Annotated in this window: 10 protein-coding genes and 1 pseudogene; 8 read left to right on the top strand and 3 right to left on the bottom strand. The window is 39.5% G+C overall.

Annotation, left to right across the window (positions count from 1 at the left end; genetic code table 11):
- The 4 genes from ggt to AC1DRF_RS10380 all read left to right on the top strand — a co-directional run.
- A partial coding sequence (ggt, locus tag AC1DRF_RS10395) for a gamma-glutamyltransferase (RefSeq protein ID WP_477740700.1) occupies positions 1-1,988 on the top strand: 1,988 nt, incomplete at its 5' end.
- 175 nt (positions 1,989-2,163) lie between these two features.
- Positions 2,164-2,334, top strand: coding sequence for a hypothetical protein (locus AC1DRF_RS10390; RefSeq protein WP_427075132.1), 171 nt, complete (start codon positions 2,164-2,166; stop codon positions 2,332-2,334).
- 90 nt (positions 2,335-2,424) lie between these two features.
- Entirely contained in the window at positions 2,425-3,324 is a 900-nt protein-coding gene (gene rocF / locus AC1DRF_RS10385; RefSeq protein WP_427075131.1) for an arginase, read from the top strand.
- 232 nt (positions 3,325-3,556) lie between these two features.
- Positions 3,557-4,990 (top strand): amino acid permease, encoded by a 1,434-nt coding sequence (locus tag AC1DRF_RS10380; RefSeq protein WP_043978423.1) that lies wholly within the window; start codon positions 3,557-3,559, stop codon positions 4,988-4,990.
- 51 nt (positions 4,991-5,041) lie between these two features.
- On the opposite strand, the gene AC1DRF_RS10375 is transcribed toward AC1DRF_RS10380, so the two are convergent.
- Both AC1DRF_RS10375 and AC1DRF_RS10370 read right to left on the bottom strand, forming a co-directional pair.
- Positions 5,042-6,214 (bottom strand): hypothetical protein, encoded by a 1,173-nt coding sequence (locus tag AC1DRF_RS10375; RefSeq protein ID WP_230184464.1) that lies wholly within the window; start codon positions 6,212-6,214, stop codon positions 5,042-5,044.
- Between the two features lie 167 nt (positions 6,215-6,381).
- Positions 6,382-6,615 carry a YczF family membrane protein gene (locus AC1DRF_RS10370; RefSeq protein ID WP_028411001.1) on the bottom strand — a complete coding sequence of 78 codons (234 nt, stop codon included), beginning with the start codon at positions 6,613-6,615 and terminating at the stop codon, positions 6,382-6,384.
- Positions 6,616-6,938: 323 nt separating this feature from the next.
- On the opposite strand from AC1DRF_RS10370, the gene AC1DRF_RS10365 reads away from it, so the two are divergent.
- Positions 6,939-7,256, top strand: coding sequence for a GerAB/ArcD/ProY family transporter (locus tag AC1DRF_RS10365; protein WP_290368876.1), 318 nt, complete (start codon positions 6,939-6,941; stop codon positions 7,254-7,256).
- 28 nt (positions 7,257-7,284) lie between these two features.
- Here the strand turns inward: AC1DRF_RS10365 and AC1DRF_RS10360 are convergent, their stop codons facing one another.
- Positions 7,285-8,694, bottom strand: a complete 1,410-nt coding sequence (locus tag AC1DRF_RS10360; RefSeq protein ID WP_427075130.1) for a polysaccharide deacetylase family protein — start codon at positions 8,692-8,694, stop codon at positions 7,285-7,287.
- Positions 8,695-8,852: 158 nt separating this feature from the next.
- Between AC1DRF_RS10360 and AC1DRF_RS10355 the strand changes: the two genes are divergently transcribed.
- From AC1DRF_RS10355 to AC1DRF_RS10345, 3 genes and pseudogenes are all read left to right on the top strand, one after another.
- Positions 8,853-9,353: an RNA polymerase sigma factor gene (locus AC1DRF_RS10355; protein ID WP_427075129.1), complete on the top strand. Its 501-nt coding sequence runs from the start codon at positions 8,853-8,855 to the stop codon at positions 9,351-9,353.
- Complete coding sequence (gene rsiV / locus AC1DRF_RS10350; RefSeq protein ID WP_043978433.1) at positions 9,350-10,213, top strand: anti-sigma-V factor RsiV; 864 nt, start codon at positions 9,350-9,352, stop codon at positions 10,211-10,213. The genes AC1DRF_RS10355 and rsiV overlap by 4 nt, the downstream gene beginning before the upstream one ends.
- 196 nt (positions 10,214-10,409) lie before the next feature.
- Positions 10,410-10,646: pseudogene (locus AC1DRF_RS10345) on the top strand (HTH-type transcriptional regulator Hpr); the annotation flags it as partial.

Raw genomic sequence — 10,646 nt, 5'->3', positions numbered from 1 at the left:
CAATGAAACGAGGTGCTACACAAGGAATTGTAGCGGCATCTCACCCGCTGGCTGCTGAAGCGGGAAGGAAAGTTTTAGCTGAAGGCGGAAATGCTGTGGACGCGGCAGCTGCCATTCAATTATCTCTCAACGTTGTGGAACCGATGATGTCAGGTATCGGCGGCGGCGGCTTTATGATGATTTATGAAAAAAAGAAAGATAAAATTACGATGCTAGACAGCCGTGAAATGGCACCAGCTGATGTCACGCCTAAGCTGTTTTTAGATTCAAAAGGAAAAGTCATCCCTTTCAGCAAGCGTCACATAACAGGAAAAGCAGTTGGAGTTCCTGGTACGCTAAAAGGAGTAGAAACAGCCCTTAAAGATTATGGAACAATGGACTTATCAGATGTTATTAAACCAGCTATTGCTCAAGCAGAACAAGGAATCAAAGTAAATTGGTCGATGGCTCAGTACATTGATGAAAATGTGGACAAGCTTGAAAGATACCAAACGGCCGGTAATGTATTCGTGCCGAATGGCAAGCCGTTAAAAGAAGGAGATAAGCTTGTTCAGCCGGATCTTGCTAAAACATTAAAGCTTATTCAAAAAGAAGGACCAGACGCTCTTTATAAAGGAGAAATTGGAAAAGCGCTTGTTAAAGAAGTTCAAAAACGCGATGGAAGCATGACCATGGATGATTTGAAAAATTACGTTGTAAAAGAACGTGATCCGGTTAAAACAACTTACCGGGGCTACGATGTGGTTAGTGCGGCTCCTCCTAGCTCCGGCGGATTAACCGTTCAGCAGATTTTAAAGCTAATGGAAGGTTATGATGTAGAAAAAATGGGTTCCAATACGCCTCAGTATTTGCAGCATTTAACGGAAGCGATGCACTTAGCTTTCGCGGATCGCGCGGCGTATATGGCAGATGAAGACTTTTACGAAGTGYCGAAAAAAGGACTGTTAGATGAAGATTATATTAAAGAACGTCGTAAATTAATTAATCCAAACAAAGCAACGCCTAATGTCAAAGAAGGAGACCCTTGGAAATATGAAGGAAAAGAAAATCCAAATAAAGCAACAGTAAAGGAAGAAAATCCAATCGGCCAAACGACTCATTTCTCTGTTGTAGACAAATGGGGAAACATGGTTTCTTACACGACTACCATTGAACAAGTTTTTGGTTCAGGAATTATGGTTCCTGACTACGGATTTATGCTCAACAATGAAATGACGGATTTTGATGCCACTCCGGGAGGCGTGAACCAGGTTGAGCCTAAAAAACGTCCTCGAAGCAGCATGTCTCCAACTATGCTGTTAAAAGACGGAAAGCCGTTCATGGCAATTGGTTCACCGGGAGGCCCAACCATTATTGCGTCTGTAGCAGAAACGATTATGAATGTTATTGACCATAAGATGCCGATTCAAAAAGCGATTTTAACACCTCGTATTTATTCAGGCGGCTATCCAACCGTAAGATGGGAACCTGGCTTTAGCCAAGATACAATTCTTGAAATGATGGCTAAAGGACATGCGTTTGAAGAAAAGCCTGAGCATATTGGAAACGTTCAAGCGGTTATCTATGACTATGAAACGGGGAAAATGTACGGAGGCGCTGATAATACGCGCCAAGGCACGGTATTAGGAGTAGACGCAATTAAATATGTATCCAAACAGCCAAAACCAATTAAAGAAGAGAAAAAAGGAGAGTTTACAGTTGAAGTCAACCGTGCCGTTTATCCATTTACTGATAAGCAAGTGAAGCTGATTGATGGAAAGCCTTACGTTCAATCCGATCGCCTGCTGTTAGGCTTAGGCGTCATTGATTCGAGTGACTTAAAGCTGTATAAACCAAATCATCACTCTTATTTATCAGTTATCAAAGTAGCCAAATCACTTGGCTACAAAGTGAAATGGGATGACAAAAAGAAAGTGGTCTCATTAGAAAAAGATCCTGGTAAAGACGATACAGGCGATGATGAAGACGGAGACGTTATTACAAATTAAAAAAGAGACTGGGACAAAAGTATTTTAGGTGAAGAAAAATCCGAACGATGAATTGAGATTCTTGATGAAGAATCCAACTCGTTCGGATTTTTTTATGGGTATGACAAATGTAGATTTTCTGTGTGTAGTTACTTCTAGCTGTTGAATGGAATTTATTATGTCGCATCTCTTTTTTATGAAAGCAAATAAAATTGGCGATTTTAAACCAAACGACAAAAAAATTGGCGTGGTTTGCCAAAAAGTTGTAGAAATCGACAGTTTTTTTGGCACATGTAAGAAAACCCGTGATAAAAAGACTGATAGAATGCTACAAACAAAGTTGGCATCATTTTTGCATAAGAAATAGATGAGGGGCTGTATCAATGAAAAAAATACATAGTTAAATAAACACCTATGTTTACTTCACACAAAATAAAATGCAACGGAGGTATAGAAAATGAAAAAAGACATTTCAATTATCGGTGTACCCATGGATTACGGACAAACAAGAAGGGGTGTAGACATGGGGCCGAGCGCGATTCGCTATGCAGGCATGAATACACGCTTAGAAGCTCTTGGCTATACCGTACACGATGAAGGCGATATTAAAGTAGAAATTAAAGAGCGGGCAGACGTAGATAAAAATACGAATTTGAAAAACTTAGCGGCTGTAGCCAGCGGAAATGAACAGCTTGCTGCACGAGTTGAAGAAGTGAGAGAGCAAGACCGCTTTCCGTTAATATTAGGCGGAGACCACAGCATTGCAATTGGAACGCTTGCAGGAGTCGCGAAAGGTTCAGAAAATTTAGGCGTTATTTGGTATGATGCTCACGGTGATTTAAACACAGCTGAAACATCTCCATCAGGCAATATTCACGGCATGCCGTTAGCGGTGAGCCTTGGTATTGGACATCCTGTACTTTTAAGTATTGGAGGATATACCCCAAAAATTAAACCTGAAAATCTAGTTATTATCGGTGCACGCTCATTGGATGATGGTGAAAAAGAGTTAATTAAAGAAAAAGGAATTAAAGTGTATACCATGCATGAAATTGATCGTTTAGGTATGACGCAAGTGATGAAAGAAACGATTGATTATTTAAGCGGTACAGACGGCGTGCACCTGTCGCTGGACTTAGACGGCTTAGATCCGGATGATGCACCAGGCGTAGGTACGCCTGTAAAAGGCGGCATCAGCTACCGAGAAAGTCATTTAGCAATGGAAATGCTAGCGGAAGCAGACATGGTTACATCTGCTGAATTTGTAGAAGTGAACCCTATTTTAGATCAGCATAACAAAACTGCAGAAGTAGCGGTTGCGTTAATGAGTTCATTGTTTGGCGATAAGCTTTTATAAGAAAGAGCTACTTAATAGGTATCGTGTAGAAGAAAATCTGTTATGATCCAATAAACGTTCATGCAGGGCTAAGCGGCTGCCATCCTCGCTACGGGGCTGGCGCCATTTGAAAAACATCCGGCATTAATGGACTTCAGCCATGAAGAGCTACCTAGTAAGCGGCTATAAAAACAAAATAAACCTAAAAAAATGAAAGCGATTTCATTTTTATGCAGCAAAGGGAGGAAATGGGATGAATATTCCACAGGGACAGCCAGGAGAATTAAAAAGAACGATGAAAACAAGGCATCTTTTTATGATATCACTAGGGGGATGTATTGGTACCGGTTTTTTCCTTGGTTCAGGTTATACCATCAATGAAGCAGGTCCGATGGGAGCAATGATTTCCTACTTAGTAGGAGGGATCATTATGTATCTAACGATGCTGTGTCTTGGAGAATTATCCGTTGCTATGCCAGTTGCAGGATCGTTTCAAACGTACTCCACTAAATTTATCGGCCCTGCAACCGGTTTTGCGATTGGATGGCTGTACTGGCTAGGATGGGCAGTAACGGTTGCGCTTGAGTTCTTAGCTGCCGGACAATTAATGCAAAGATGGTTCCCAGACTCGCCCGTTTGGTTATGGTGCGCCATTTTTGGAGCGTTAATTTTTTCACTAAATGCACTTTCAGCTAAAGCATTTGGTGAAACAGAATTTTGGTTTTCAAGCGTTAAAATTTTCGCCATCATTATGTTTATTGTTGTAGGCGGAGCGGCAATGTTTGGACTCATTGATATGAAAAGCGGACAGGAAGCACCGCTTCTATCAAACTTCTTTGCCGAAGGGCTGTTTCCAAATGGCGTAACGGCTTTGCTGATTACAATGATTACGGTGAACTTTTCGTTTCAAGGAACAGAATTGATTGGAATTGCGGCAGGAGAAAGTGAAAATCCAGAAAAAACAATTCCAAAAGCGATTAAGCAAACGGTTTGGCGTACGCTTTTCTTTTTCGTCTTATCCGTGTTTGTCCTAGCAAGCATGATTCCTCGTGAAAAAGCAGGCGTCGTAGAAAGCCCATTTGTTGTTGTGTTAGACAGTGTAGGTGTACCTTACGCGGCGGATATTATGAACTTTATCATTTTAACAGCTCTTCTTTCAGTCGCAAACTCTGGATTTTACGCGGCTACACGTATGCTTTATTCTCTTTCAAGAGAAGGAATGGCAAGTCCTGCGCTTGGAAAAGTTAACAAAAGAGGAGTTCCGTTTAATGCACTATTAATTACGCTTGTGATTTCATGTTTTTCGCTACTTTCAAGCGTAGTGGCAGCTAAAACCGTTTTTGTATGGCTGATTTCACTCGCTGGACTCGGTGCTCAAATTGGCTGGATTGCGATTACCGCTTCACTGCTTGCATTTCGTCGTGCTTACGTGGCTAAAGGTGGAAAAGTGGAAGATCTGAAATTTAGAACACCTCTTTATCCGGTTCTTCCTATCGTAGCGCTTATTACGAACTGTATCGTTATGATCAGTCTTGCGTTTGATCCCGAGCAGCGAATGGCGTTATACTGCGGAGGTATTTTCTTTATAGGCTGCTATGTTTATTATTATTTGAAAATTCGAAAACAAAATCAGTCAAAACAAGAGCAAGAAGTTCAGCTTGCGGAAAATAAACGAATGATTATTTAACATAAAAAACCCGGAAAATCGTGATTTTCCGGGTTTTTTATGTACTCGTTTTTAGCTATCTAGTGTTGTGTCTTCATTTTTACGTCGGCGGAGCCTCCATAGTGTGATAAGAGCAACCAGTGTAAGAACAATACCGCTGCCGAGCAGGATATGACTCACTGTTTTATCCTGCTTTTTTTGGCCTTGCTCAAAATATTTCTTGTACATTGCCACTGCAGCTTTATTTTGCTTGTATTTTCTGGGAACGCTCACTTCTTTTCCGAGTTTCCAGCCGTCTTTATAAGCTTTTTGCTGTAAAGATTTCACATCTTTATTCGAATAAAAACCTGCTTTGTACCATTTTTCTAGCTCGGGCTTGTCCTGAAGACTTTTAGGCGCTCTATAGGTCTGATAAGTGAAAGCTGAGTCGTATCCGTCTGCTTTTACGTCTTTTTGCTTTTGTTTCTGTCCTTTTTCATATCCTTGCTCAAAGGCTGTTTGCAATTCGCCTTCTGCTTCTGCAGGTACTTCTAATGAAAGGTCGTGATAGCCTTGTACGTAGCCCTGCTTTTCAAACTGCTTTTTTTGCTGCTTCAGCACTTCGGCTTGAGCGGTTTCAAAGCCTTCTGTAAAAGCCTGACGTGTGACATCCTCATCATCATACATGCTCGGAACACTCATTGAGTCATTTTCAAGCCCTCGGTCATAGCCTTCTTTTTTTGCTTTAACAGATAAGTCCATTAAAGAAATAGCTTTTTTGTAGCCTTGAACATACCCTTTATTCCAGTCGGATGACTTAGAAGGAAAAGGGTCGATTTCTGACTGAATAGTAGCATGTTTGTAATCAAGGACACCTTGCTGATAGCCTTCCTCTTCGCCGGCAGCCATTTCATTTTCTTGTTCAGTCTTGAGTTCTTCCTCTTTTTGCTGCTGTCCTTTTTTATATCCTACCGTATACCCCATCATAAACCACGTGAATTCTTCAGAAGATTTGTCCAGTCCTGTTGTTTGATCAAACTGTTCGAATTTTTTCTGTGCGTATCCATCTTCTTCTCCAAGCGAATAGCCTTCTTGATAGAGGGAGTCAAAAATTGCTTTTACATCTTCAGTTGTATCCACGTCTGTTGACTGGTCCAAAACGTCGGAAGAGGAGTCCGGGGAATCGGGAGTAGCATAAGAAGGGATGGGATCACTTGCAAGAATAAGTAAGCAAGCTGTACTAATAACGGCTAATTTTTTTTTCATCATTTCTTCACCTTTTAGTTCAAAGTCAATGTTTATTTTGTAGTTTAAGCGTACAGCTTTCCATGTAGAAAGGCGTGTAAAAGTTTTTCCAATTATGAAAATTATAACATTTAAATGAGAAGGAGAATAGGTGGTAAAAAGGAGAAATATGTGTTTTTTACAGAGTTTTATTTTTGTCGCTGTTTTGCTTTTTTCACTTTAAATGAACGATAAAATACTTCAGCTACAAAACAGAACAAAAGGAAAAAAAGGACAAATAGTTCAGCGAACTCCATAACCCGAAACGGACTRTAGGCATTTTGCAAGGCCATGGAAAAACTAAATCCTTGTATCATATCCACTCCGATAGAAAATCCCATTAAGCATCCTAACAGCAAAGCTGATATCCAAACGATTTTCATACGTCTCACTCTCCGTTTTTGTTTTTTTTCTTGAAAACATTCTACCGATAGTTTTTGTTATTTTTTTTGTCTTACGCTTTGATTGCTCTATTAAAAATTGCATACAAAGCATTTATTTGGAAAAAGCTAAAAAAAAGAAAAGAAAGGTGTTTTTAATCGTGCCTTCTTTATTTAAAAATAAAAAAAACAAAGACAATAAAAAGGAAACAGAAGGTTCGGCGTCAGAGGAACAAGCGACAGTCCTTTATTTGTAATGAATGTGATGCTGATGCTGTTAATTATTTATACGGTGCACAAAGGATTTGAAGTAATAGCTAGAACGGCTGGACGTGTTTTTTATGATTGCATTAGTCATCGGAGGATTTGTTAAAATCAGCGTCTTTTTTTACGCCGTGATTGTTGGACTTTCCACACTGTTTAAGGTGAAACGACCTTCTGCGCTGACATATTCTGTGGGCACGGTGATTTTATTTTTTTCTTTGACGATTGCAAGTAATTTTCAAGAGCATTTAAAAGAAGGGCTAACGATTATGCCGGTGTTGCTTTTTATCCCTTTTCACGTAGTGATTCCGTTTACGCTGCTCTGTATAGTACTTATTAAACATCGCATGAAAAAAACAAACGCGCTGCAGCCATCCTAATGGCTGCAGCGCGTTCGTCTGCTATCTGCTACTGCACATGCAGCTGCTCCCGCTCTTTTTTTACTTGTTCTAGCTGTGAAATCGTAACAAGCTGATACCCTTGTACGTGAAGCTGCTTCATAATTTCAACCGCTGCTTCGGCGCTTGTTTGGTAAATATCATGCATTAAAATAACTTTTCCGTCTCCGACTTGGCTCATAACCGCTTGAACGGAGTGAGGAACGTTTCTATATTTCCAGTCTTCGGGATCGATATCCCATAGAGTCACGCCAACATTTCCGATATAACGTCTTACATTTGCGTTGACGGCTCCATAAGGAGGGCGTACGTGCAGTGGTTCATAGCCGCTCACTTGTTTAATGAGCGCTTGGGTATCGCCTATTTGGTGTTTGACCTGGGCTTCGTTCAAACGTGTGAGCTGAGGATGATCCCAAGAGTGATTTCCAACTTCGTTGCCTTCCTTGACCATACGTTCGATTGTTTCAGGATAATATTGAACGCGGCTTCCTAATACAAAAAAGGTAGCGTGCCCGTTCACTTCTTTTAATCCATCTAAAATCACATTGGTAGATGCAGGGTTAGGTCCGTCATCAAAGGTCATCGCAACGACTTTTTTAGTTGGATCAATAGGCGCTCCTTGCTGCGGCATTTCGTTAACGATATGTTTTGGAGGCGTTTCCTTGACTTTATTTTTATTTGCTGCTTCGTCTTTGTAAGCATCGCTCAGCACGTCTTTAAATAAATCTTTTTGGATAGCGATTGTCTTAGTTTTTGTTTGTTCAGCACCTAGCTGATAAGGCTTAAAATAGATCACAATACTGTTTTCAAGCAGCGCAAACTGACTGAAATTTTGATTAGCTGCCTGAGTTCCTTTTTGAAGGTCCGGGTCAAAATCAGCTGTTTTCATTTGTTTTTTTAATTCAGCATATGAAATAGCCGAAAGGCGATCTAAATAGTTTGCATTTTCTTTAAATAAATTCTTTAACGTCATTTGTTTTTGAGCAGGCAGGTCAAAGGTAAAGGTTTTGAGAGAAGACGTTCCTTTCTCTCCATTTACAGATTCATATTCATCAAAGACAACGCTTAGCGTTTGCTTGCTGTAATGGACGATTTTATATGTAATCGTTAATTCAGATTTTTTCTTTTTTGACTGCTTCTTTAGCTTTTTTTCATAGTGTGCCACTTGATCTGTTACGTAAGCTTGAATAGATTGATCGATTTCTTTTTTACCAAAGGAAGGGTAGCTAATAGCATAGCCTCCGTCGGTAAGGTCTTTCACTAGCGTTTGAATTTCAACGTTTGGATAGGTTTGATCTGTTTGAATACTTGCCGTTTTTTTCTCTGTACTGTTTGCTTTGACGATATACCCTGCTGTACCAAGAAACAAAATACAGCATCCAAGCAGTGTCAAAATACGTTTGTAGCCCATGGTTTTCATGTGGTAATATTCCCCTTTTTGTATATATCTACCTAATAGACGCATGAGACCATTATTTAGTTTTACTTTTTTAAAAAAAAACCAAACTATTTTTCTACTCATTCCGTCTACCTTATAGATGTACTTCAGCAAGAGAAAATAGAAGGGTATGAAAGATGATGAAAAAACATGATGCACATCAGATGCTCGTAGCGTGCATAACCGAGCATAAAGAGGATTTTTACCGGCTTGCTTTCAGCTATGTAAAAAATCAAGAAGATGCGCTTGATATTATGCAAGAATCGATTAAAAAAGCACTCATTTCAATAGGCACTATCAAGGATATTCAATCGATTAAAAGCTGGCTTTATAAAATTGTTGTACGAACAGCAATCGATTTCCTGCGCAAGCATAAACGTTTAACGCTTATGGACGATGAAGCGCTTGAGTACTTGAGCAGCGGACGTGAAGACCAGTATGAAGATATCGATTTAAAGCAAGCAATGGATCACCTGCCGGTTAAATATAAAACCATTATTATTCTGCGGTTTTTCGAAGATTTAAAAATGGACGAAATTGCGGAAATCATTGAGGAAAATGTAAACACGGTAAAGACAAGGCTCTATAGAGGGTTGAACCTGTTGCGGATTAAGATGACGGAGGAGGACTTAGAACAATGAATGAAAAAATAGAAAAGTTAAAGAAGCAGTATCATGACATTCCTATTCCTGAGGAATTAGATGATGTTGTTGCAAAGGCACTTTCTTCACATCCTCGTAAAAAGAAATCCTATATTTGGCCGAGCGCAATTGCCGCAGCAGCGGTTATTTTTATCACAACGGTGAATGTGAGTCCAGACGCGGCAAATGCAATGGCGAAAATTCCTGTAATTGGAAAAGTGGTAGAAGTGATCACATTTGATGAACTAAAGCAAGAAGAAAAGCATTCTCGTATTGACGTGAAAACACCATCGATTTCAGGCTTGGAAAACAAAGGTCTTCAAACAAGCTTGAATGAAAAGTATATAAAAGAAAACGAGCAGCTGTATGAACAGTTTAAAAAAGAGATGAAAACATTACAAAAAGGAGAGAAAGGAAACGTGGCTGTCAGCAGCGGCTATGATATTATGACGGATACCGATGATTTGCTTGTGGTTCATCGATATGTGGAAGAATCGAGAGCTTCAACGTCGAGCGTCAATCAGTACGACACGATTGATAAAAAACATGAAGTGCTCGTCACGCTTCCAAGTTTGTTCAAAGATAAAAGCTATATAAAGGTCATTAGTGAAAATATTAAACAGCAAATGAAAGATCAAATGAAACATGAAGAAGGCAAAATCTACTGGCTGACTGAAGAAGATATGGATCCTTTTAAAGAGATTGCTGAGAATCAAAGCTTCTACATTACGAAAGATCACAAGCTTAGAATTGTATTTGATAAATATAAAGTCGCCCCAGGATATATGGGAAACGTTGAGTTTGAAATTCCAACGGACGTTATTTCAAACCTTCTGGTTGGTAAACGGTATATTCATTAAAAAACAGGTGTGAACGCTGAACGTTCACGCCTGTTTTTTTACATAAAGAAACGTTTAAATTTATTTTTATGCAAAATAAGTTGAAATATATAAGCAATCATGTATAATATTTCGTATATATTTTCATTCTTTTTGTTTATAAAGTCTTACGGGAAAATGATGTGAACGGTTGCATTTCTAGAGAGGAAGTGAAGAGGTGAAACGCACGTTAAATCAAGATACGATTAAAGATGCCATGCTGTTTAATCAGCTTGTGATGCAAGTAAGCAAAGCTCTTTGGAAGTCTACTGAAAAGGATTGGGAGCAGTGGGTTAAGCCGTACGATCTGAGCATTAATGAGCATCACATTTTGGGGATTGCTTATCAGCTGGAAATTGCATCGATGACTGACATTTCAAAGCTAGGCGTCATGCATTTATCCACAGCTTTTAAC

It is taken from the genome of Priestia sp. P5_B4 (genome assembly GCF_056400385.1).
This window is presented reverse-complemented; position numbering and strand designations above follow the sequence as displayed.

What these genes read in the sequence shown, in the direction of transcription:
- rocF (WP_427075131.1), top strand. Translation starts at nt 2,425, where the DNA reads ATGAAAAAAGACATTTCAATTATCGGTGTACCCATGGATTACGGACAA.
- AC1DRF_RS10390 (WP_427075132.1), top strand. Translation starts at nt 2,164, where the DNA reads ATGAAAGCAAATAAAATTGGCGATTTTAAACCAAACGACAAAAAAATT.
- AC1DRF_RS10380 (WP_043978423.1), top strand. Translation starts at nt 3,557, where the DNA reads ATGAATATTCCACAGGGACAGCCAGGAGAATTAAAAAGAACGATGAAA.
- AC1DRF_RS10360 (WP_427075130.1), bottom strand. Translation starts at nt 8,694, where the DNA reads ATGAAAACCATGGGCTACAAACGTATTTTGACACTGCTTGGATGCTGT.
- rsiV (WP_043978433.1), top strand. Translation starts at nt 9,350, where the DNA reads ATGAATGAAAAAATAGAAAAGTTAAAGAAGCAGTATCATGACATTCCT.
- AC1DRF_RS10375 (WP_230184464.1), bottom strand. Translation starts at nt 6,214, where the DNA reads ATGAAAAAAAAATTAGCCGTTATTAGTACAGCTTGCTTACTTATTCTT.
- AC1DRF_RS10355 (WP_427075129.1), top strand. Translation starts at nt 8,853, where the DNA reads ATGAAAAAACATGATGCACATCAGATGCTCGTAGCGTGCATAACCGAG.